This is a genomic window from Bacillus cereus group sp. BfR-BA-01379 (assembly GCF_022663605.1).
GTDB classification, from domain to species: Bacteria; Bacillota; Bacilli; order Bacillales; family Bacillaceae_G; genus Bacillus_A; species Bacillus_A mobilis.
Map to the genome: position 1 here is coordinate 1 of NZ_JAKUFT010000024.1, position 23,576 is coordinate 23,576.

Genomic DNA, 23,576 nt, shown 5'->3' on the forward strand with positions numbered 1-23,576 from the left:
TGATGAAAGAAACTTGAGGAGATTTATTTTTTCAGTGCCAAAGTCAGTGTATGAAAAGAAGGGGCTTACATTACACTATGGAGCAGCTATAGGACAAGGATATATGGATATAATTGAAGATATTATTAGCGTACATATAGAAATAGATGTTGTAACGATAATAGGGCATGTGAGCGGTTAAATGGCTATTTAAAAAGGTTGTAGGTGATTTAGCTAGAAGTTATGATAAAGAAGATTACAGACAAGTATAGTGACGAAGGGAGTCTAAAATGAAAATCAAATCAATTTTCTTAGTATGTTTAGTTTCAATTGGTTTAATGGGATGTTCACTAGTAGAGCAAGGTAAGAACTCCATAGATTATGCTCAAAAAGCGACAGACTATGTAAATGAAATAAGTGCATTTGCAAATGATGCACCAGCATTAGCTGAAAAGGCCATTAATGATAGCGAAGCTCGAAAAGAATTAGAAACGAAGCTTAGTGAAATAAAACAAGATATACCTGCATTCAATGAATTAACGCCACCGGATGTAGCAAAGGATCTTCATCAGCAAATCGTCGGATATAACGAAAAATTAAATACATTAATTGATACGGCGATGACAAAGATAGAAGAAGGGAAAGTGGATGTAGAGCAATTTAAAAACTCTGAGCTTATGCAGACGATAGATCAAGTTCGTGATTTGAAAGACAAGGTTCAAAATTTAGGACAATAATAAAAAAGGCTCCGTGATGAACGGAGCCTTTTTTATGTTCCCTAATGGAAAAGTTTATAACATGTTCTTCCTATAATATAAGCGTCGTTTATATCTTCCATTTTTCTAAAATATGTATTGTTTTATTAGTTGCATCCATGTTCACTTGAACACCTATCGGCATAGTGATCATCGGATGGGTATGACAACAATCAAAGTCAGCAAGTAAAGGAATACTTTGGTTTTGCAGTACTTCTAATAATATTTCGTACGGTTTGCGCTTTGTACCACAATCATCAAATTGCTCATGTTTTCCAAGAAGTATACCTGAAACTTTATCAAATACACCGTTAATTTTAAGTAATGAAAAGCTTCTTTCAATAGTAGCTGCATCTTTTGAGCTATCTTCAATGAATAAAATATCACCTTCTTGAATGCTTGGCATATAAGGGCTACCAAAAATTCCTTCTATTGTATTTAAGTTACCGCCAATAACACGTCCGGTAGCTTGTCCATTTGTTACAGAAATCCAACTATTATGTCTACGTTCTTTTTCTTTCGTCTTCTCTTCCCAATTAATAAATTCATCTGACCAAAATAAAGGTTGTTTTATGTTGTAAGGAAGTGAATGATCATGTAGTAATGTTTCTACAAAATAGTTGTATGTATAATCTACAAAAGGCTCAAATTCTCCAAAGGAGGGGATGAGTGCCGGACCATAAAATGTAGGGATTCCTGTTTTGGCATAAATCCCTAGCAGTAAAGCTGTTGCATCTGAATAACCAATCATTATTTTAGGGTTATTTTGAAAAGCGTCGTAATCAATATAAGGTAATAATGAATTAGAATTCATACCGCCAATTGTTGACATAATACAAGATACATTAGGATTTCTTATTAAAGCATTGAGTTCCTCGGCACGCTCTTGTATACTGCCAGAACGATAATAATCATATCGACCTGTTAGTGAACCTTCTAATATGTGAAATCCTTTCTGTTGTAAGTAGGATTTCGCTCGTTCAAATCTTTTTGGAGAAGTGTAGGTTGCTGGTGAAGAGGGTGAATAAATGCCGATTGTGTCTCCGTATTTTAATGTTTTTGGAAGTAGCATCGTAAGAATCCTTTCTATTAAATAGTTAAATTACGATAATGCAACGTTTAATATTCTTATATTTCGGTATGCTGAGTGTAACATAAATGTATGAAATGAATAAATATGCTTTTTGCCTTGACGATATAAAGTAATTGTTGTTATGGTTACATGTGAGTGTATAAATGGTTTGCTAAAGGAGTTTTGAAATGAAGCGGTTAAAATGGGGAAGGCTGACGATCCTAGTAGTCATTATTTTAGGGATATGTTGGTTCTTATTCCAAGGAACTCAAAAGAGTGCAACAAATATAGAGGGACAACCTTTACAGGTGGCAGAACTACCTAAAACAGGATTAGCTGAAAAAGTAGTCCCACCAAAGTACATACCACCGGAAATTGATGCAAAAGCAGCTATGATTATTGATGCGAGTAATGGAGATATTATTTATCAACATAATGAGAATGAAGCTTTTGCACCAGCAAGTATGTCTAAGATGATGACAGCGTATCTTCTATTAGAAAATGTACACAATGGAAAAGTTCGCTGGGAAGATCCGGTGAAAATGAGTGCGAAAGCGGCACAAACAGAGGGTGCGAGAATCCCAGTTCAAGTTAATGATACATTAACTGTTAAAGATTTGTACCATGCATTAATGATTGAATCAGCAAATAATTCGGCTGTGGCTTTAGCTGAGCATATGGCAAAAACAGAGAAAGATTTCGTTCAGCGTATGAATGAAAAAGCAAAGCAGTTTAAAATGTCGGAGTATGCGAAATTCGCAAATGCATCAGGACTACAAGAACCTGATGGAAGTGAGACGAAGATGACAGCTGCTGATGTAGCAAACTTGGCGTATCATCTTGTAAAAGATTATCCAGAAATATTAGAAGTGACTCATTTACGTCAAAGTCAGTTAGCATTTAATAACATTAATGTTATAAGTACAAATGATATGTTAAACAAAAATAATAAAGCTTTATATATAGAAGGAATAGACGGATTAAAAACAGGATTTACAGATAGCGCGGGGTATTGTTTTACGGGTACAGCAAAACAAGGTGATACTCGTATTATTACTGTTGTAATGGGAACGAAAGGTAAAACGAAGCGTTTTACAGAGACGAATAAGCTAATGTCTTATGCATTTGGCTTAGTTAATTAAGTAAAATATTGACTTAGATCATCATTTAAGAAAGGTAATTTGTTGTTACTTATTATAGGTAACCATAAATTGCCTTTTTATTTTTATAATTAGGAAATAAAAAGGTAAAAAATGTGAGTGTTATTATTTGAGTTTATTATTGTTTGTTGATAGTCTAAAGTTAGAAACTTATTAATGATAAGTTTTAAGAGGCAGAATATGATGTGTACATATGAAAAAGCCTCAAATGAAAATTGGAGGGAATTATGATGGCAAAAGATTTTTACTCAGCAATTGAAGACAGAAGATCTATTTACGCGATTAGTAAAGAGCAAGTAGTTTCTGATGAAAAAATTCAAGAAGTGATTTATCATGCTGTAAAACATACACCTTCAGCTTTTAACTCTCAGAGCGCTCGCGTTGTCGTCTTGCTTGGAGAACAACATGATAAGTTATGGGATATTACGAAAGAAACGTTACGAAAAATTGTACCTGAAAATAACTTTGCATCTACTGAAGAAAAAATGAATGCATTTAAAAGTGGTTATGGAACGGTCCTATACTTCGAAGATAGTCAAGTAGTGGAACAACTGCAAGAAAACTTTGCCTTATATAAAGAGAATTTTCCGGTTTGGTCTCAACAATCCTCAGGAATGTTACAATTTGCAATTTGGACGGCTTTAGAAATTGAAGGATTTGGTGCTACATTACAGCATTACAATCCATTAATTGATGGAGAAGTGAGAAAAGAATGGGAAATTCCAGAAAACTGGAAACTTACTGCGCAAATGCCGTTTGGTAAACCGGTGGTAACTGCAGGTGAAAAAGAATACCAACCTTTAGAAAAACGTGTGAAAATTTATAAATAATGTAGGAATGATAAAGTGAAACTTTAATCCCACCCCTAATTTCTTTGCTTTCGCTGAATTTTGGGGTGGGGGTCATACTGTCCGTTAATGCGGGATAAAAGGTGAACAGAAATATAATCTGTTCACCTTTTTATAAGAAGTAAGGATTTTTTTGATAGGAATTTTTCATCTGATTTTTTAATTCGTTTTTACGTGTTTCAATAGTTGATATTTTTTGTAAGGTAATAATTGAAACGAATTGAAAAAAAGCATAGTACAGTTCTATATTTTTATTTATAGGATCATCTATTATGTTTTTCATAAATATACCTCCTTTTTTAATATTAAGACTTCCATATCAAAATTCAATGCTACGTGGAGAATACCGACCCGTAAAAGTTCGATTGGTTTCCCGGTAGGCCGGATAATACATGTATGGATTAAGACGCCACTCTATATATGATAATATAAATATCCTTAAAATTCCATATGTAGCGGAAAATAGTGAGTGGAATGTACATTTTCGTCAAATTAGAACAGAATTTTTGAAGTTAAATCTTACAAATCGTCAAATCTTTTACAAGCGATAGACAGTATCAAAAATAGTTTTCTAAAAATATTATACTATTGATAAAAAAAGTATTTTTTGTCATGATAAGAGTATGCTTCATGGAAGGAACTATACTAGGAAATACATTCTTTGCATTGTATTAGATTAATAGAGTTTTTCGGAGTGGATAGGAAAAATATATTAAGATAAGGAATAGAATGTCGAATTTTCAATGAAATACATAAGGAATTTGAAAAAAGCATTGCAAAAACAGTCAGTTTAATGGTAAAGTTCACATGAAGTTCACACGGAATTCACTTCATTCGTTTAAAATGAACTCTGTGTGAAAAATAAAACTCTTGTTAAAAAATGGAACTTAATGAATATTTTACTTTGATAATATTGTAAAGTATTAAGTTTATAAGTTTTTTTAAGAGGATAGTAGGGAAAGGAAGTAAAGACAACTTATGAAAAAAGTAATTGCAGGTTTAGCAGCAGCTTCAGTAGTGGGTGTTGCAGTTCCAGGTATGGATTCTGCTCAGGCACAAGTTTCAAACGAGGCGCTAAAAGAAATTAATGGACAAAATCAAACTCAAAATCAAACGACTGTAACTGAAACAAAAACTGTAGAAACAAAATCTGACTTAAAATACACAGTAACTGCTGATGTATTAAATGTTCGTTCAGGTGCTGGTACAGGACATAACGTGATTTCTAAAGTGAAATCAGGTCAAGTACTACAAGTAATTGGACAAGAAAACGGTTGGTTCAAAGTAACTGTAAACGGTCAAACTGGTTATGTAAGTGGTGACTTCGTAACGACTGGTGGTAAAACAGGAACTACTGTTCAACAAGGAACTGGTACTTACACAGTAAACGTTTCTTCACTAAACGTACGTACAGGCCCAAGTGCATCTCATACAGTATTAGGCTCTGTAAATAAAGGTAAAACAGTACAAGTTGTTGGAGAAGTACAAGATTGGTTTAAAATCAATTTCAATGGTGGAACTGGATACGTAAGCAAAGACTTCGTAACAAAAGGTGGTTCTGCTGTATCTAACGAAACAAAACAACCAACTACAAACAACAATACTACTACAGTTCAAACTGGTGGTTCTTATGTTGTTAACACTGGTGCATTAAAAGTACGTACAGGCCCAGCTACATACAACGCTGTAATCGGTGGCGTAACACAAGGTAAAGTATTAAACGTTACTGGCGCTGAAAATGGTTGGTACAAAATTAACCATAACGGCCGCACAGGTTATGTAAGTGCAGACTTCGTTAAGTTTGTAAAAGGCGGAGTAAACAACGTTACAAATAACAATAACAATAACAATAACGTTACAAATAACGTTCAACAACCAGGTAAAGACGTACAAAAACCAACAACAGGTGGAGATACATCTTCAATCGCTGGATTCGCTAGATCTTTAAATGGTTCACCATACAGAACTGCTGGTACAACACCTGCTGGTTTTGATTGCAGTGGATTCATTCACTACGTATTAAATCAAACTGGTCATAAAGGCGCTCGTCAAACAGTTGCTGGATACTGGAGCTCTAAAACAAAAACTAGCAATCCACAACCAGGTGATTTAGTATACTTCCAAAATACTTATAAATCAGGTCCTTCTCACATGGGTGTTTACTTAGGAAACGGTCAGTTCATTAGTGCAGAAACAGATGCAACTGGTGTACGTATTAGTTCTGTAAGTAACTCTTACTGGAGCAAGCACATGTTAGGTTACACAAAAGCATACTAAGAAAAAGTAGTTTATATACTTTTTGTATAGAGAAAAGGCTTTCCAGGGAAACTTGGGAAGCCTTTTTATAGTTGAATAAACTAGGAATGTAGTAGCTTTTACTGTAACTTCCCATTTAAAAATCGAGCGTATAGGTCATGGAAATAGTTCGGGCGAAATAAGTTTGCTGCATGTCCTGCAAGCGGTATTTCTTTATATAAAACGTTTGGAAGAATGGACTTTAAATCAAAAAGACAAGATTTATAGAGATGATCATGTTCGCCCATTACCCATAGAATAGGGTGGGGAAGTGATTTTAATTTAGATTTTAAATCGAATTCTAAACGATGCCGTAATGATTGGGCAATAATTGATGAATGTAATTGCAATCCGAAACGGTAATAAATATTTCTTGAAATGACTGCGAACGGATTTGCCTTTAGTATGCCACTTGGAAAAATGGTATTTGCGTATTGAGAGAGCCATTTAGAGTAATCGTCTCCTCGCTTCTCCCAAAACTTTTGAAATACGTTATATAAAAGGGATGGATTATTATAATGTCCACCAATGTGACAAATACTCAATACTTTTTCTGGATGCATTTGTGCAAAAATTGTAGAAATATAACAGCCGTAACTTAGAGCGCAAATATGAGCTTTTTGAATGCCTTCTTTTTCATATAAATTCAATAATTGATCTACGAGGCGCTGTAATGAAAATTCGATATCTGCACCTTTATCATCGCCATGACCTAATAAGTCGTAAGTTATAATATTATAGGTGGCTGAAAATCGTTTATGCTCTTTTTTGAAGGCGCGACGATTGCCGACTAAGCCATGAATAAAAATAATTGTTTCCTTTTCGGAATGTATATTTGTTTGCAAAAAGGATACTCCTTTCAATAACGGGAGATTTATATAGTATCGTAAATTGGTTATTTATAATTCACATAGAATAATATTTAGCACTAGGTAATAATATCAGATGTTTATATCTGTTGTAAAGATGCGTTTGTATGTATATTTTGTAAAAACAGAAAAAGTGTGTTTACATTCAGTTTACATTTGTATTGTATTCTATTTTTAGAAAGAACAGTTTGGTTTAACACGAGGAGATGAACAGGAATGGAAGTTAGAAATGAGATGAAGAAAAAAGGGAGCTGGAGGCAGTTTTTACGCCTTATTCAAGATACAAATCCTCCGAAAGGGATTCTTGCTTTTGCGTTATTAATGAGTTTGCTTTCTACAGGAGCGAGTTTATTTATACCGATGTTAACGAAAGGGTTAGTAGATAATTTCTCACTTTCGTCAATAAGTACAGGACAAATTGTTGGGCTAGTTGCATTCTTTATTATGCAAACTATAGCTGCAGGATTATCTATATATTTATTAAATTATATTGGGCAGAAGATTGTAGCTGGACTGAGAGAACGCTTGTGGAAAAAGGTGCTTATATTACCAGTAACTTATTATGATCAAAATAGAACAGGCGATACAATTAGCCGTATGACAAATGATACAGGAGTTGTGAAAACATTAATTTCTGAGCACTTGTCAAACTTATTAACAGGTGGTATTTCAATTGTTGGATCATTAATTGTATTATTTGTTTTAGATTGGAAAATGACACTTTTACTTTTAACAGTTATTCCATTATCGGTACTTATTTTAGTTCCACTTGGACGAAAAATGTATAAGATTTCAAAAGCACTTCAAGATGAAACGGCTTCTTTTACTAGTGTATTAACGCAAGTATTATCAGAAATTCGTTTAGTAAAATCTTCGAACACAGAAAAAAGGGAATATGAAACTGGAAATAAAGGTATTGAAAAGCTATTACAATTTGGTTTGAAAGAGGGAAAAGTGCAAGCGTTAATTTCACCAGTTATGTCGTTTGTTTTAATGGCATTGCTTGTTATTATCGTAGGATATGGTGGAATGCGAGTTTCTAGCGGTGCATTAACAACAGGAGAACTAGTAGCGTTTATATTATATTTAGTTCAAATTATAATGCCGATGAGTCAATTATCTATGTTCTTTACACAATTCCAAAAGGCAATTGGTGCAACGGAAAGAATTAATACAATTTTAGAATATGAAGTAGAAGATCATGAAACTGGTGTGAAGGTCACAAATGCTAAGCAGTCAATCGTTCTTGAAAATGTACATTTCGAGTATAACGAAGAAGAGCAAGTTTTAAAGAATATTGATTTCACAATTGAATCAGGAAAAGTAACAGCAATCGTAGGACCAAGTGGTAGCGGGAAAACGACGCTATTCTCATTATTAGAACGTTTTTATGAGCCGACTAGCGGTGCCATTAAATTGGGAAAAGATTCAATTAAGAATTACTCACTACAATCATGGCGACGTCAAATTGGTTACGTTTCACAAGATAGTCCGTTAATAGATGGAACGATTCGTGATAACATTTGTTACGGTGTTGAGGGAGAAGTGACAGATGAAGAAATTGAAAAAGTAGCAGCGATGGCGTATGTTGATGCATTTATTCATGATTTGCCAAATGGTTATGCAACAGAAGTTGGCGAACGTGGCGTGAAGCTTTCTGGAGGGCAAAGACAACGAATTGCCATTGCTCGAGCGTTACTTCGAAATCCACAAATCCTTATGTTAGATGAAGCAACTTCAAGTCTAGATAGTAAATCAGAGTCTGTCGTTCAAAAAGCGTTAAATAACTTAATGAAAGGCAGAACAACGTTAGTTATTGCACATAGACTTTCTACTGTTGTAGATGCAGATAAAATTATCTTTATAGAAAAAGGGAATCTTACAGGAAGTGGTACACATGATGAATTGTTACGCACACATGATATGTATCGTGAATTTGCAACGCAACAATTGAAAATTAAAGAGGGTGCATTATAAAATGAATAATCAGTGGGGCTTATACTCCGCTGATTATTCATTTTTAAAAGCTTTATAAAGGATGCTAATTAGAAAGGAAATGGTTTCTTTGATACCTAATATTTTAATAGTGGATGATGATCCGCATATTAGAGAACTTGTTTCTGTTTTTTTAGAACGCGAAGGCTTTCAAACATATGAGGCAATTGATGGTCTAGATGCACTTAAGAAAATAGACGAAGTAAAAGTTGATATGGTTATTCTTGATATCATGATGCCGAATATGGATGGATTTGATGTATGTTTTGAATTAAGGAAGTACTATGATATTCCAATTTTGATGCTAACTGCTAAAGGGGAAACGTCTCAAAAAGTAAAAGGATTTCACCTTGGCACGGATGATTATCTTGTAAAACCATTTGATCCGATAGAACTAGTAGTGAGAGTAAAGGCACTACTGAAACGTTACCAAATTACAGTATCGCAATCGATTCAAGTTGGAAATGTACTGTTAAATCGTAAAACATTTGAAGTTACAATTGGAGAACAAATAGTTACATTACCGCTAAAAGAATTCGAATTGCTCTTTACTTTAGGTTCTAAAGCAGGAAGAACTTGTTCGAGAGAGCAGTTAATTGAAGATGTATGGGGATATGATTTTGAAGGGAATGAACGTACACTAGACGTTCATATTAATCGGCTACGTGAGAAATTTCAAGAAGAGAAGTCGAAGTTTAGTATTAAAACGATAAGAGGTTTAGGGTATCGCTTAGAGGTAAGTAAATGAGAAAAAGAAAAGAAATGAGTAAGTTGAAGATGTTGAAAGTAACGGGAGCGATAATAGCGCTCTTTTCTTTTCTCACTATAATTTGGTCTATCGCATTTTATGTAGCAACTAGTATATTGAATGCTCTTGAAATACATGTATCGTCGTTTGTTGCCTTTTTAATTAGTGATATGGTTGGTTTTGTATTTATTGTTCTTATTTGGACATTGTTTGGGATATTAATGAGGCCAAAACGACAGGCGATGATTTGGACTATTATTGAACCTATACAAAAAATTGCAAAAGGAGACTTCTCTGTAAAAATACGAAATGAAGAAAAGTATGATGGAGAAATTGGTGTACTCGTAAAAAGTATAAATGATATGACAGATGAACTAAATGCGATGGAGAAAATGCGTCAAGAATTTGTATCGAATGTTTCACATGAAATACAGTCACCATTAACATCTATAAAAGGTTTTGCTAGAGCATTACAAGATAACAATATTTCCGAGGAAAAAAGAACGCATTATCTTACCATTATTGAAACAGAAACGACGAGATTATCTAAACTAAGTCAAAATTTATTGAAACTAACTCTTTTAGAATCGGAAGAGTACACACCAGAAAGAGTGACTTATCAATTAGATCAACAGTTAAAGCAAGTAGTGTTAAATAGTGAACCGCTCTGGGCTGAAAAAGAAATTGAGTTAGAACTTGATTTGGATAAAGTGCATGTTACTGCCGATCAAGAAAGTATGAGTCAAGTGTGGATCAATTTAATTCATAATAGCATTAAATTCACGCCAAATGGTGGCACAATTACAATCCAGTTACAAGAACATGAGAAAGTAGTGGAAGTACGTATTCGCGATTCGGGAATTGGTATATCAGAAGAACAGAAACAACATATTTTTGAACGTTTTTATAAAGCGGATTCTTCACGAAATCGTGCGTATGGAGGAAGTGGCTTAGGTTTGGCCATCGTAAAAAAAGTACTCGACCTTCATCAAGGAGATATAAAAGTCGAGAGTAAGGAAGGGAATGGTACGGAATTTATTGTGCGTATTCCAAATTATGAAGAGAAATAGTGTTAGGAGGAAATTCTTCTAACACTATTTCTCTTTAAAAATACATTTCCCATTACTGCAACTATATTGATAAGCTCTCCCTTCGCTATTCATACGGTATGAGTAATCTGATTCTTTATCTTTCTGGAAGTCAACGTACGCTTCTGCACCACTTTTATCATCATCTATATCAATGAATTGAACGTTGCGTATAGAATAATCTTTCTTCTCACTTAAACCTCTTTCTTGTAAGTTTGTATGAATCCCGTCTACTAACTCGTCAAACAATGACCAGTTTAAATTAAGGTTTTCAAATGACTCAGTATGTCTTCCTAAAATGCCGTTGTCTTGTATTATTTTTTTATTAGTATCGTATGTATAAGCGTATGTAAAATAAGGTTCGTCTTTATAAACGACTTCTGCATAATAGCCGATATTATAAAGGGGAGTATATCTTCCAGTAATGCTTTGTATTTCTGCTTGCTTATATCTTTTTATAGTATGGAGATATTCGTTAGTATCTTTTTCTATTACTTTATAGTTTAGTGGATTACCAAATATAAAGTACATCGCAAACAATATGATACATAGTCCGACTGCAGTTAGTGACAAGAACCATTTTTTTCTTTTCATACACATACACTCTCCTATGCTAGATTTGTTTTTATTTTACATGAATAATGATGGAAATATGAGACTAATAAATAAAAACTTTCTATAGTTACTTACAAGTAACCTACGCACATGAAAGTGCATCATTGCCTTTTTACATAAACACAGATACAATTTTAATATAATACAATACATAACTGAGATGATTAAGGAGTGTTATACTTGGCAGAATTATTACAAGGTAAAAATGCTTTAATTACAGGAGCAGGTAGAGGGATTGGTCGTGCTGTAGCGATCGCGTTAGCGAAAGAGGGCGTAAATGTCGGTCTTTTAGCTCGTTCAGAAGAAAACTTAAAAGCTGTTGCGAAAGAAGTAGAAGCAGAAGGCGTAAAAGCTGTTATTGCGACTGCTGATGTATCTTCATATGAAGAGGTAACGACTGCAATTGAAACGTTAAAAAACGGTTTAGGATCTATCGATATTTTAATTAATAACGCTGGTATTTCTAAATTCGGTAAGTTTTTAGAATTAGACGTTGCTGATTGGGAAAAAATCATTCAAGTAAACTTAATGGGTGTATACTATGCAACTCGTGCAGCTTTACCAAGTATGATTGAACAACAATCAGGTGATATTATTAACATTTCATCTACAGCAGGACAAAAAGGTGCACCTGTAACAAGTGCATATAGTGCTTCAAAATTTGGTGTTCTTGGCTTAACAGAATCGTTAGCGCTGGAAGTTCGTAAACATAACATTCGTGTGACAGCTTTAACTCCAAGTACAGTAGCGACGGATATGGCTGTAGATTTAGGGTTAACTGATGGAAACCCAGATAAAGTAATGCAAGCAGAAGATATTGCAGAGTTTATCGTAGCGCAGCTGAAATTAAATAAACGTACATTTATTAAATCAGCAGGACTTTGGTCTACTAATCCGTAGGGGATAAATGTATAAACGAAAGAAGGGATATTTATTCTGTAATGGAGTAGATGTCCCTTCTTTATTTTTTGTTTATGAGACAGAAATTTCGGTATAATCAAATGTGAATAGTAGAAAAGTATTGAAAGGGATGGTATTTACATGAGTACGATTGAGAAGTGGATGGCTGTTGATCAATACGTGAGTGATGTATTAATACCGAAAGATTCTATATTAGAAGAAGTTCTTCAAGCAAACGCGGCAGCTAATTTACCAGCACATGATGTATCGCCAACGCAAGGGAAGTTTTTGCAACTATTAGTACAAATTCAAGGAGCTCGAAACATTTTGGAAATTGGTACTCTAGGCGGATATAGCACGATATGGCTTGCAAGAGGATTGCCATCGGAAGGCAGAATTGTTACATTGGAAGCAAGCGAAAAACATGCAGAAATTGCAAGTAGTAATATTAAACGTGCCAATTTGAATGATAGAATTGAAGTGCGAACAGGATTAGCTTTAGATTCTTTACAGCAAATTGAAAATGAGAAGTATGAGCCATTTGATTTTATTTTCATAGATGCTGATAAACAAAATAACCCTATCTATTTTGAATGGGCACTGAAACTATCACGCCCTGGAACTGTAATTATTGGTGATAATGTAGTACGTGAAGGAGAAGTTATTGACAATACGAGTAACGATCCTCGCGTACAAGGGATACGTCGCTTCTATGAATTAATAGCTGCAGAGCCACGTGTAAGTGCTACTGCGCTTCAAACTGTAGGAAGTAAAGGATACGATGGGTTTGTAATGGCGGTCGTAAAAGAGTGATCTGAGGAGGTAAATGGGATGAAAAAGAAATTTCAAAAATTATAACATGTATCGTGTACAACGCAGCTAGCTCGTGGACCTCCAACATACTTGGAAATATAAGTTTATATAAAAATTGGAGGTTAGGAATAGATGAGAAATGAAAAAGAAATGTTAGACTTAATAATAAATACAGCAAAAGAGGATGAGAGAACCCGAGCAGTTATCATGAATGGATCACGTGTAAATTCAAATGTGAAGAGAGATTGTTTTCAAGACTACGATATTATGTATGTTGTACATGATATACAATCTTTTACGTCTAATCATAATTGGATTCATAGATTTGGAGAAATAATGATTGTACAAATGCCAGAAGAAATGTTATTAATTCCAGCGGACGAAGACGGGAAATTTCCGTATTTAATGCAGTTTATGGATGGAAATCGAATTGATTTAACGCTCGTTCCATTTGATTTGATAAATATGTTCGTTGGACAAGATAGTTTAAGTAAGCTGCTTCTGGATAAAGATAATTGTATTGGTGAATTTCCACCAGCAAGCGATAAAGACTACTTAATAAAAAAGCCTACAGAAAAAGAGTTTTTAGATTGCTGTAATGAATTTTGGTGGTGTAGTACGAATGTAGGGAAAGGACTATGGAGAGAAGAACTTTCTTATGCGAAAGGGGTGCTTGATGGTCCAGTACGAGATATGTTCATTGTAATGCTAGAATGGCATGTTGGTATGAAAACAGACTTTACAGGTAATGCAGGGAAGTTTGGGAAGCATTTCGAGCAATATATTGAAAAAGATATGTGGGAGCAATTTAAACGTACCTATTCGAATGCGGAATATGAAAATATATGGGAGTCATTCTTTGTCATGGGGAAATTATTTAGGGAAGTGGCGAACGAAATTGCTAACACATTTGGATATCAGTACCCGCAAGGTGATGATGGCAGAGTGACAAGCTATTTAAAACATGTGAAAGCTTTGCCGAAAGATAGTACATCGATTTATTAATAATATAAAGCAATAAGACTATCCTAATTATGGACAGTCTTATTTTTGTTCATGAATAGGAATTTCCCTAACAAAGTGCAGAGGAATCACATATGAAATTTTAGGGAGGTTTTTATTATGTATTATTTTTATTCGACAGAAATGTTTGCCCCATATCAATGGGGGTTAGAACGAGATGTTTCGTATGCTTATATGCCATATAACTCATTTTATTATGGAGAATATATAAGCTCATTGCCATACGCATATATCCCTCAAAATTATAAGGTACTAATGGAAGCAGATGAGCGTGGATCGTGGACGCCATTTTCGTGGGTCGAAAAATATGCGTACGCATTTTCAGGCCCATACAATAAAGCGGAAGTCGCTCTTACATTTGATGATGGACCAGATTTAGAATTTACGCCGAAAATTTTAGATAAGTTAAAACAACATAATGTAAAAGCGACTTTCTTCTTGCTTGGTGAAAACGCAGAGAAGTATCCGAATGTAGTAAAACGTATTGCGAATGAAGGGCATGTAATTGGTAATCATACGTATAGCCATCCGAATTTAGCGAAAGTAAATGATGCTGAGTACCGTAATCAAATTATAAAAACAGAAGAAACATTAAATCGTTTAGCTGGTTATGCACCGAAGTTTATACGTCCACCGTACGGTGAAATACTTGAAAATCAATTGAAGTGGGCGACAGAGCAAAACTTTATGATTGTACAGTGGAGTGTTGATACGGTTGATTGGAAAGGCGTAAGCGCTGATACGATTACAAATAATGTGTTAGGGAATTCATTTCCTGGCAGTGTTATCCTTCAGCATTCAACACCAGGTGGGCATTTACAAGGATCTGTAGAGGCACTGGACAAAATCATTCCGCAGTTGAAAACGAAAGGGGCACGTTTTGTAACGCTGCCAAGTATGTTCCAAACATCGAAAGAGAGAAAATAAGGTGGAGTGTTGGGTATTGTCAATCATCCACTATTAAGAATAGGACTCCTAAGTACTTTAAAATGGGAGTCCTATTTTATTTATAAATTATTATTTTCTAGTAAGTCTTTTCCTTGCTCTATAACAAATTCATAGTATGCAAGATCGTATGGATAAATATCTTCAAATGTTATCGTTATCGGTTTATTGCTTAAAACAGAAATAGCCGTAAAAGATGAAATCTCTCTTTGTAATAGTTGTAGAAAAGAAGTTGCATGTATTTTCATCACATCGTCTACTTCTTCACCTGGTGCAAATGGAAGTGGATTGATGACATTGTGGAAATACATATGACAAAATTCACGATCCGTAAGATTTGAAATTTCATAATCTATTTTAAAGATTCCTTTGTATGCTAAATCAGTCGTTTGAAAAGAAAGACCCAATTCTTCTTCAATTTCACGAAGACCACCAATTTGTACATCTTCATCATGCATAATATGTCCGGCTGAAGTAATATCCCATATACCCGGAGCTTCTTTTTTATTTTTAGAGCGTAATTGGAAATATAAAAACATATCTTCATCATCTTTTTCTACAAACCAACAATGAAATGTTTCGTGCCAATCACCGTCACGATGCACTTCATCACGCAATTTCTTCCCAAGTGTATTTCTTTCAGGATCAAATATTGTTAACCACTCTGTCATTTAAATTCCCCTTTCTGCAAATTTTATTATACAATATTTGTATTGAATTTTGGGAAAATAAAGAAAAATGGAGTGGTTAATAGTGGGGATAGAGAGTAAAGAAATAAAATCGATTATTTCAACAGAGGAAGAGTTACGGAAAATATTGGGGCAACCAAGTGAGCGAGCATTGAAAAAAGTTATTTCATCATTAGACCATCATTGTGTAGATTTTCTGTCTAAATCTCCGTTTCTAGTATTATCTACTGCAAATAAATTGGGAGAGTGTGACGCCTCGCCGAGAGGAGACGCACCTGGATTTGTATACGTATTAAATAATAATAAAATTATCATTCCAGAAAGACCAGGCAACCGTCGTATAGATTCCATTTTGAATATTATTTCAAATCCGCACGTAGGGTTACTATTTTTTCTTCCCGGACTTGGGGAGACGCTCCGAATAAACGGCCGAGCGTATATTACAAACGACGAAGAGATATTGCAAGAAATGCAGGCGAATGGACGCAATCCGTTACTTGGAATTGTTGTTGAAATAGAAGAGTGTTATATTCATTGTGCAAAAGCTTTTATCCGATCTAAGATGTGGGATCCAGAATCTTGGTTACATAAAAAAGAGTTACCTTCAGCTGCTAAAATGTTACTGGAACATGCGAAAGTAAATACTTCTGAAGAAGATGTTGCACGTTCTTTAGAAGAAAGTTATACGAAAAGATTGTATTGAAAAAGTTTTATAGATATAGTTTTGTGAGGTGAATATGTACACATTTTAGAATGGGGTATTCATATAAGAATCGTTGATTTACAAACTGGAAAAATAACGAAATAGGTAAATTGAGCGGCCATTGCATAATGTTATTGTGAAATACAATAAAAAATGATTTTGAAAATGGTTAGTAAAAATAGGCTTGCTTTTTAAAAAGTTGATCACTATAATAAGTTAACAAATAGACATGAACGAAAAAGTAACGATAAGGACACGAAATCATTTTTACGGTTTACAGAGAGGGAAGTCAAGGGTGTGAGCTTCCTAACACGAGAAATGATTTTACCACCTTTGAACTTCAATAGTGAACGAGTAATCTAGTAATTATTGACGGAATCAGCCGTTATCTGAACTTGAGCAATCTAGAAGGAAATACGTCTAGATTGGAACAAGGGTGGAACCACGAAAACACATTCGTCCCTTTCCTAGGGATGAGTGTGTTTTTTTATGAAATAAGAGATTGAAAATTAAAAATAATTAAAAAATAGTATTGATTTTGTTTTTTATGCGAGTATAATGAGTTAACAAATAAACATGAGCGAAAAAGTAACGATAAGGACATGAAATCATTTTTACGGTTTACAGAGAGGGAAGCCAAGGGTGTGAGCTTCCTAACACGAGAAATGATTTTACCACCTTTGAACTTCAATAGTGAACGAGTAATCTAGTAATTATTGACGGAATCAGCCGTTATCTGAACTTGAGCAATCTAGGGAGAAATACGCCCTGGTTGGAACAAGGGTGGAACCACGAAAACACATTCGTCCCTTTCCTAGGGATGAGTGTGTTTTTTTATTACTTTGAAAGGAGGTGCTGTAACATGAAACGATTTGTACGTACGGAAATAACCACCACCTGCATGATTAAAAAGCAGAGTAAGGTGATTGATAAAGATAAAAAATAAAATTGTAGGAGGAGATTAGAAGATGAATAACGTTATTAATGTTGGGGTGTTAGGCTTAGGTACGGTCGGAAGTGGTGTTGTCCATATTTTGAAAGAACATTATAAAAAAATTGCACTTGATACAGGGTATGAAGTGAAGGTAAAGACAGTCGTTGTACGTGATGTAGAAAAAGAACGTGATGTTTGTATTGATGGAATCGTAGTAACAAGTCATGTCGATGAAGTTCTAAATGATTCAAATATTGATATTGTAGTAGAGGTAATGGGCGGAATTGAAGAAGCGAAGCAGCATATTGTTAAGGCTTTACGAAATAAGAAACATGTCGTAACAGCAAATAAAGATTTAATGGCTGTATACGGTGCAGAGCTTCTCCAATTAGCGAACGAAAATGATTGTGATTTATGTTACGAGGCAAGTGTAGCGGGCGGTATTCCGGTGTTAAGAGGATTAACAGACGGATTAGCTTCAGACCAAATTGAAAAAATTATGGGAATTGTAAATGGCACAACAAATTACATGTTAACAAAGATGAGTCAAAATGGATGGTCGTATGAAGAGGCATTACAAGAAGCCCAAAAATTAGGTTTCGCAGAATCGGATCCAACAGCGGATGTAGATGGGCTAGATGCGGCGAGAAAGGTAGCCATTCTTGCAAACTTAGGTTTTTCGATGAATGTTTCTTTAGATGATGTGCAAGTAAGAGGGATTCGAAAGGTCGAAAAAGAAGATTTACTAATGGCTGAAAAGTTAGGATTTACTATGAAATTAATTGGGAAAGCAGAGAAACAAGGATCAGCCATTCATTTGAGTGTAGAACCGACACTTTTACCAAGTCATCATCCATTATCGAATGTAAATAATGAATTTAATGCAGTATATGTTCACGGTCAAGCGGTAGGAGAAGTAATGTTTTACGGACCTGGAGCTGGTAAGTTACCGACTGGTTCGGCTGTAGTAAGTGATATTATTTCAATCGTTAAAAACATGAATCAAGTTCAGAAAAATAAAAGTGCGCTAAAAGAACCAGAGCCATATGAGTTACAAGGAGATGAAGAAGTTGTTTCGAAATATTTCTTACGTATTTCATTACGAGATGAACCTGGGATGTTGCAAAAAATAACAGAATGTTTCGTTAATTGCTCTGTAAGTTTAAAAGAAGTTATTCAATTACCTTTAAATCGTGAACTTGCAGAAGTCGTTGTTGTGACACATCAAACTTCAAAGTATCAATTCGAACGAGTGCTAGGAGCGATAGAAGATGTCGCAAGTGAAATAAACAGTTATTACATTATCGAGGAGGAAAAACAATATGTATAAAGGATTATTAAAACAGTATGCTTCTTATTTACCGGTGAATGAAAATACACCTGATGTGAGCTTAATGGAAGGAAACACACCGCTTATTCCGTTACTAAATATATCAAAACAATTAGGAATTCAGTTATACGGTAAGTACGAAGGAGCTAATCCGACAGGTTCTTTTAAAGATCGTGGTATGGTAATGGCTGTTGCGAAGGCGAAAGAAGAAGGTTCGGAGGCAATTATTTGTGCATCAACAGGTAATACTTCGGCATCGGCTGCAGCATACGCGGCACGCCTTGGAATGAAATGTATAATCGTAATCCCAGAAGGAAAGATTGCACATGGAAAATTAGCGCAAGCAGTCGCTTACGGGGCTGAAATCATTTCAATAGAAGGAAATTTTGATGATGCACTTAAGGCTGTAAGAAATATTGCTGCGGAAGAACCGATTACATTAGTAAACTCAGTGAATCCTTATCGAATTGAAGGGCAAAAAACAGCGGCGTTTGAAATTTGTGACCAGTTACAAAGTGCACCAGATGTTTTAGCGATTCCTGTTGGGAATGCTGGAAATATTACAGCGTACTGGAAAGGTTTCTGTGAATATGAAAAAGAAAAAGGCTATAAGAAGCCGAGAATTCACGGGTTTGAAGCGGAAGGAGCAGCAGCAATTGTAAAAGGACATGTAATTGAAGAACCTGAAACAATTGCAACAGCGATTCGCATTGGTAACCCAGCAAGTTGGTCATATGCAGTAGAGGCTGCTGAACAGTCTCATGGTGAAATAGATATGGTATCGGATGAAGAAATTTTACATGCGTATAGATTATTAGCAAAAACAGAAGGGGTTTTCGCTGAGCCAGGATCAAATGCTTCATTAGCTGGCGTTATTAAACATGTTCAATCTGGGAAAATCAAAAAAGGAGAGACAGTTGTTGCAGTTTTAACTGGAAATGGCTTGAAAGATCCTGATATCGCAATTTCTTCTAATACATTGGACATTGCAAGTGTTTCAAACAATATAGAACAAATTAAAGAGCATATTAAAGGGGTGATTATGTCGTGATACCATTAAGTATTCGTGTTCCTGCTAGTACAGCAAATGTTGGACCTGGATTTGATTCAGTAGGAATAGCTTTGTCATTATATTTAGATGTGGTGGTAAAAGAAAAAGCTGATAAATGGCAAGTAATCCATTCCTTTGAAGAGTCAATTCCGACAGACGATAAAAATTTAATCGTTAGCACGGCATGTAAAGTGAGTCCTTCTTTATCATCCCATATAATAGAAGTTACTAGTAATATCCCACTAACAAGAGGTCTAGGAAGTAGTGCATCAGCCATTGTAGCAGGGATAGAGCTTGCAAATCAACTAGGTAATTTGAACTTAACAACTGATCAAAAAGTTCAAATTGCTACAAATTTTGAAGGACATCCTGATAATGTGGCTGCTTCTATATTAGGAGGAACTGTAATCGGAGCACTGGATGGAAAAAATGTTTCGGTTGTAAGAATTGAAAGTAAGGAATTAGGTGTAATCTCTCTTATTCCAAATGAAGAGTTAAATACGGAGGAAAGCCGATCTGTATTACCAGATGTGTTTCCGTTTCATGAAGCAGTTAAGGCTAGTGCAATCAGCAACGTATTAGTAGCTGCGTTTTGTCAAAAGAAGTGGGAAGTTGTAGGAGAAATGATGGAAAGAGATCATTTTCACGAGCCATTTCGTTTAGAACTGGTCCCGTTATTACCATCTATTCGTAAATGTGCAAAAGAATTTGGAGCATACGGCACAGCGCTTAGTGGTGCAGGCCCATCCATTTTTATATTAACGCCATATGATAAACGACAAGAAATTGGTGAGCAATTAGCGAGAGTATTTACGTCTATGAAAGTGTGGGAGCTAGAAATCGACCATAAAGGTATTATTGTAAATAAGGAAGAGCATATTGGATTATAAAGAAAGCTGGCATGGCTAGCTTTCTTTACGTTGCAAACCAATTTTAAATTAGGTTTTTTCGGAAAAAATATAAAACAAATGTTAATTTTGAATAATGTAGCAAAGAGTGCATTCATTTTGGAGGTGATTAAATGAATAAAGAGTCACCAGAAGAAAAAAGAGAGCGTATGAGACAAAGTGAATTAAAAAGTAATCCTACTGGTTCTTTACACGACGGACTCAATAGAGCGGAAACAGGTAGTCCAGTTGATATAGCAGGCGGTATGAATTGGAAAGGTACAGGGATAATCATTTTAGTACTACTTTTAGGATACATTGTATACACTTATTTTTTCAGTTAAAGAATGCTTGTTAAAATTTTGATTTGTTTAGTTTCATAATTGTTGAGAAAAAATGCAGTTACTGTATTACATATCTTCTAAGCGAATTATAGTTGTTCATATCAACTTTTAATACTCCAAATAGAGCTAGCAAAATGCTAGCTCTATTATTTTTTGCCACATTCCTGTAACAAACCACCTGTATATTCATTGGTGGAGGTGCAGAGGATGAAAAAAATGATAGCGATATGTCTTCTTACAACTATGTCATTTTCGACTTTAGTCGGTTGTGACGTAAAAGGTAGTAATGCTGTACAAGAGTCTAAAATAAAGAAAGCGACGTATAAAGATTTTACTTATGATGTAAATCCAGAAACATTCACATTAACTGTAGAACATGAGGGGGTAAAGGAACAGGCATCACAACCCCTACCGAAAATGAAGGTATCGAATGTAAAAAAAGAAAAGGATCGTACATCGTGGGAATATCCAGATCAAAAAGTAAAAATAAAATTAGAAAAGAAAAAAGAACACTTAAACATTGAAGTGGAATCGACTGGTGCAGAAAGCTTTACATGGCCGAAAGTAGAAGCTGAAAATTATACACTTCCGTTATGGGAGGGTAAGCAAATTCCGAGCAATGATGAAAATTGGAAGAAGTTTTTAAAGGATGATGCATATTCATTTGCTGAATCATTTTCTATGAAGTTTTTCGCATTAAATGGTTCGAAATATTCAATTGTATATATTGCAAACAATATGTTTAATAATGAATTGAAATTTCATTCGGATCCGAAAATAGGATTTGATTTTACACATGAATTTCCGAGCATAAATAAAAATAAAACATATGAATTTCAATTATATGTGACAAATAATGATGCGGTAAGCATTGCTAAACTGTATAAGGATGATATTGTTCGAAAAGGTGAATTTAAAACATTACAAGAAAAGGCTAGAAAAAATAAAGAAATCGAAAAGTTATATGGAGCGGCGCATTTTTATTTTTGGAATCAAAATGGTTTATCAGAAAGTAATATAAATTGGCCAAAACTAAGAGAGCAAATAAATAGCCCACTGTTTAGTCATATAAAAGAACTTATTCAAAAGAATAGTTCAGAGCCTGGGGAACTGAATGTATTAGATCAAGTAAGTAAACAAGATTTCATTGATAAGTATCAAAAGAATGTTATTTTACGTTATATAAACGAAGTATTATCAATGAAGGAATTGTATAAAGAGGATATTTTCCAAAAAGTTGATCAGAACGCTAGTGAGTTATTAAGCAAAGGTGTAGATCATTTAACGCAGATGGAGTTATATAACTTAAATAAGCATGTATTAAAATCAGCGCTCGGTGATGCGGTTGAAGACGTAAGTAAATGGGGTAACGCAGATGGAACGGATATTATAAAGGGAATGAAAGCGGCAGGAATAGACAATGCGTGGATTGGGTTACCGAACTGGGAACAAGGGTATATGCAGCCTGATTTCGTGACAGAAGCTAAGAAAATGGGATATTTAGTTGGTCCGTATGATTCTTACCATTCTATTCACGAAAAGGCTGATAAAAATTGGAATACAGCTTCTTTTCATGATCCATCGTTATATGAAGAGGCAACTGTGACGAAGAAAAATGGAGAAAAGGTGCAAGGTTTTTTAGGTAGAGGGCGAAAATTAAATCCAACTTTATCTCTTCCTAGTGTAAAAGAGCGAATGAACGATATATTACAAAATGGACCTAAATATAATTCATGGTTTATTGATTGTGATGCAACAGGGGAAATTTACGATGACTATTCGGCTAAACATATAACAACACAAGAACAAGATTTAAAAGCAAGGTTGCAACGAATGGATTATATTGCACAAGAAAAAGGTATGGTAGTTGGCTCTGAGGGCGGAAATGACTTTGCGAGTAGCACGATTGCATTTGCTCACGGCATTGAAACGCCAGTTATTAAATGGGACGATGAAGATATGAGGAAAAATAAAACAAGTCCGTATTATGTGGGCGGATATTGGTCACCGAATCAAAATGTTCCAGAAAAATATGCAAAACAAGTACCGTTAAAAGAAGAATATAAACAAGTATATTTAAATCCAGTATATTCGGTACCGTTATACAAATTAGTATACAACGATTCTGTAATTACAACGCATCACTGGGAATGGGGAAGTTTGAAAGTAAAAGATGAGGTAGGAAACCGTATGTTATATGAGTTATTGTATAATATTCCTCCGTTGTACCATTTAGATGAAGTAGAGTGGAACAAACATAAACAAGAGATTACGCAGCATCTGAAAGTTTGGAATGAAGTTCATGAAAAGGCAGTAAAAGAAGAAATGACGAACTTTGCATATTTGTCAGAAGATAAATTAGTCCAATCTGCTTCATATGGAAAAGATATTAAAGTTATTGTGAATTTCTCAAATGAAGAGATAGAAATAGATAAGGTGAAACTAAAAGCAAAATCCGCTGTTATTTATAATCATGGGGAGAAAACAATATATACACCGCTTGAGGGATAATATGAAATGTATTGTTGCATTA

23 protein-coding genes and 2 other annotated features are annotated in these 23,576 nt (G+C 34.7%); of the genes, 18 read left to right on the top strand and 5 right to left on the bottom strand.

The annotated features are described in order from the left end of the window. The coding region (locus tag MR113_RS11460) for a hypothetical protein (protein ID WP_242254293.1) at window positions 1-181 on the top strand (181 nt) is incomplete at its 5' end. Window positions 182-269: 88 nt separating this feature from the next. Next, window positions 270-716, top strand: a complete 447-nt coding sequence (locus MR113_RS11465) for a DUF6376 family protein (RefSeq protein ID WP_242254295.1) — start codon at window positions 270-272, stop codon at window positions 714-716. Window positions 717-804: 88 nt separating this feature from the next. On the opposite strand, the gene MR113_RS11470 is transcribed toward MR113_RS11465, so the two are convergent. Then, complete coding sequence (locus MR113_RS11470; RefSeq protein ID WP_242254297.1) at window positions 805-1,806, bottom strand: S66 family peptidase; 1,002 nt, start codon at window positions 1,804-1,806, stop codon at window positions 805-807. A gap of 188 nt (window positions 1,807-1,994) precedes the next feature. Between MR113_RS11470 and MR113_RS11475 the strand changes: the two genes are divergently transcribed. Beyond that, window positions 1,995-2,948, top strand: coding sequence for a D-alanyl-D-alanine carboxypeptidase family protein (locus tag MR113_RS11475; protein WP_242254299.1), 954 nt, complete (start codon window positions 1,995-1,997; stop codon window positions 2,946-2,948). 245 nt (window positions 2,949-3,193) lie between these two features. Further along, the gene (locus tag MR113_RS11480; protein WP_242254301.1) at window positions 3,194-3,796 is read left to right on the top strand and encodes a nitroreductase family protein; all 603 of its coding nucleotides are present in this window, start codon (window positions 3,194-3,196) and stop codon (window positions 3,794-3,796) included. 130 nt (window positions 3,797-3,926) lie between these two features. On the opposite strand, the gene MR113_RS11485 is transcribed toward MR113_RS11480, so the two are convergent. Then, window positions 3,927-4,097, bottom strand: a complete 171-nt coding sequence (locus MR113_RS11485) for a DNA mismatch repair protein MutT (protein ID WP_242254303.1) — start codon at window positions 4,095-4,097, stop codon at window positions 3,927-3,929. Window positions 4,098-4,792: 695 nt separating this feature from the next. Here MR113_RS11485 and entFM point away from each other — a divergent pair. Continuing rightward, window positions 4,793-6,091 (top strand): enterotoxin EntFM, encoded by a 1,299-nt coding sequence (gene entFM, locus MR113_RS11490; RefSeq protein WP_242254305.1) that lies wholly within the window; start codon window positions 4,793-4,795, stop codon window positions 6,089-6,091. A gap of 98 nt (window positions 6,092-6,189) precedes the next feature. On the opposite strand, the gene MR113_RS11495 is transcribed toward entFM, so the two are convergent. Further along, a complete protein-coding gene (locus MR113_RS11495; protein WP_242254308.1) occupies window positions 6,190-6,954 on the bottom strand; it encodes an alpha/beta fold hydrolase in 765 nt (254 codons plus the stop codon). Between the two features lie 240 nt (window positions 6,955-7,194). Here MR113_RS11495 and MR113_RS11500 point away from each other — a divergent pair, with 240 nt between their 5' ends. The 3 genes from MR113_RS11500 (at window position 7,195) to hitS (ending at window position 10,791) form a co-directional block, all read left to right on the top strand. Next, complete coding sequence (locus MR113_RS11500) at window positions 7,195-8,955, top strand: ABC transporter ATP-binding protein (RefSeq protein ID WP_242254310.1); 1,761 nt, start codon at window positions 7,195-7,197, stop codon at window positions 8,953-8,955. An 88-nt stretch (window positions 8,956-9,043) separates the two neighbouring features. Continuing rightward, window positions 9,044-9,721 carry an envelope stress response regulator transcription factor HitR gene (gene hitR / locus MR113_RS11505; RefSeq protein ID WP_242254312.1) on the top strand — a complete coding sequence of 226 codons (678 nt, stop codon included), beginning with the start codon at window positions 9,044-9,046 and terminating at the stop codon, window positions 9,719-9,721. Further along, entirely contained in the window at window positions 9,718-10,791 is a 1,074-nt protein-coding gene (gene hitS / locus MR113_RS11510) for an envelope stress sensor histidine kinase HitS (RefSeq protein WP_242254314.1), read from the top strand. The genes hitR and hitS overlap by 4 nt, the downstream gene beginning before the upstream one ends. A gap of 24 nt (window positions 10,792-10,815) precedes the next feature. Here hitS and MR113_RS11515 read toward each other — a convergent pair whose 3' ends face one another. Beyond that, window positions 10,816-11,403 (bottom strand): DUF3139 domain-containing protein, encoded by a 588-nt coding sequence (locus MR113_RS11515; protein WP_242254316.1) that lies wholly within the window; start codon window positions 11,401-11,403, stop codon window positions 10,816-10,818. A 201-nt stretch (window positions 11,404-11,604) separates the two neighbouring features. Here MR113_RS11515 and MR113_RS11520 point away from each other — a divergent pair, with 201 nt between their 5' ends. From MR113_RS11520 to MR113_RS11535, 4 genes are all read left to right on the top strand, one after another. Further along, window positions 11,605-12,324, top strand: a complete 720-nt coding sequence (locus MR113_RS11520; protein ID WP_242254317.1) for a 3-ketoacyl-ACP reductase — start codon at window positions 11,605-11,607, stop codon at window positions 12,322-12,324. Window positions 12,325-12,465: 141 nt separating this feature from the next. After that, entirely contained in the window at window positions 12,466-13,137 is a 672-nt protein-coding gene (locus tag MR113_RS11525; RefSeq protein ID WP_242254318.1) for an O-methyltransferase, read from the top strand. A gap of 132 nt (window positions 13,138-13,269) precedes the next feature. Then, window positions 13,270-14,142 (top strand): aminoglycoside 6-adenylyltransferase, encoded by an 873-nt coding sequence (locus tag MR113_RS11530; RefSeq protein ID WP_242254319.1) that lies wholly within the window; start codon window positions 13,270-13,272, stop codon window positions 14,140-14,142. Window positions 14,143-14,259: 117 nt separating this feature from the next. Continuing rightward, window positions 14,260-15,087: a peptidoglycan-N-acetylglucosamine deacetylase gene (locus tag MR113_RS11535; protein ID WP_242254321.1), complete on the top strand. Its 828-nt coding sequence runs from the start codon at window positions 14,260-14,262 to the stop codon at window positions 15,085-15,087. An 80-nt stretch (window positions 15,088-15,167) separates the two neighbouring features. Here the strand turns inward: MR113_RS11535 and MR113_RS11540 are convergent, their stop codons facing one another. After that, entirely contained in the window at window positions 15,168-15,776 is a 609-nt protein-coding gene (locus MR113_RS11540) for an NUDIX hydrolase (protein WP_242254322.1), read from the bottom strand. Window positions 15,777-15,858: 82 nt separating this feature from the next. Between MR113_RS11540 and MR113_RS11545 the strand changes: the two genes are divergently transcribed. From MR113_RS11545 to MR113_RS11570, 6 genes are all read left to right on the top strand, one after another. Continuing rightward, window positions 15,859-16,497 carry a pyridoxamine 5'-phosphate oxidase family protein gene (locus MR113_RS11545; protein ID WP_242254387.1) on the top strand — a complete coding sequence of 213 codons (639 nt, stop codon included), beginning with the start codon at window positions 15,859-15,861 and terminating at the stop codon, window positions 16,495-16,497. 235 nt (window positions 16,498-16,732) lie between these two features. Then, window positions 16,733-16,964 (top strand) — a binding site (T-box leader). Window positions 16,965-17,079: 115 nt separating this feature from the next. After that, window positions 17,080-17,311 (top strand) — a binding site (T-box leader). 154 nt (window positions 17,312-17,465) lie between these two features. Continuing rightward, window positions 17,466-18,761 (top strand): homoserine dehydrogenase, encoded by a 1,296-nt coding sequence (locus MR113_RS11550; RefSeq protein WP_242254327.1) that lies wholly within the window; start codon window positions 17,466-17,468, stop codon window positions 18,759-18,761. Further along, a complete protein-coding gene (gene thrC / locus MR113_RS11555; RefSeq protein WP_000276442.1) occupies window positions 18,754-19,812 on the top strand; it encodes a threonine synthase in 1,059 nt (352 codons plus the stop codon). The genes MR113_RS11550 and thrC overlap by 8 nt, the downstream gene beginning before the upstream one ends. Next, window positions 19,809-20,702, top strand: coding sequence for a homoserine kinase (gene thrB, locus MR113_RS11560; RefSeq protein ID WP_242254328.1), 894 nt, complete (start codon window positions 19,809-19,811; stop codon window positions 20,700-20,702). The genes thrC and thrB overlap by 4 nt, the downstream gene beginning before the upstream one ends. Window positions 20,703-20,833: 131 nt before the next feature. Then, complete coding sequence (locus MR113_RS11565) at window positions 20,834-21,043, top strand: DUF6366 family protein (protein ID WP_001031479.1); 210 nt, start codon at window positions 20,834-20,836, stop codon at window positions 21,041-21,043. Window positions 21,044-21,250: 207 nt separating this feature from the next. After that, entirely contained in the window at window positions 21,251-23,554 is a 2,304-nt protein-coding gene (locus MR113_RS11570; RefSeq protein ID WP_242254329.1) for a glycoside hydrolase, read from the top strand. The last annotated feature ends 22 nt before the right edge of the window (window positions 23,555-23,576 follow it).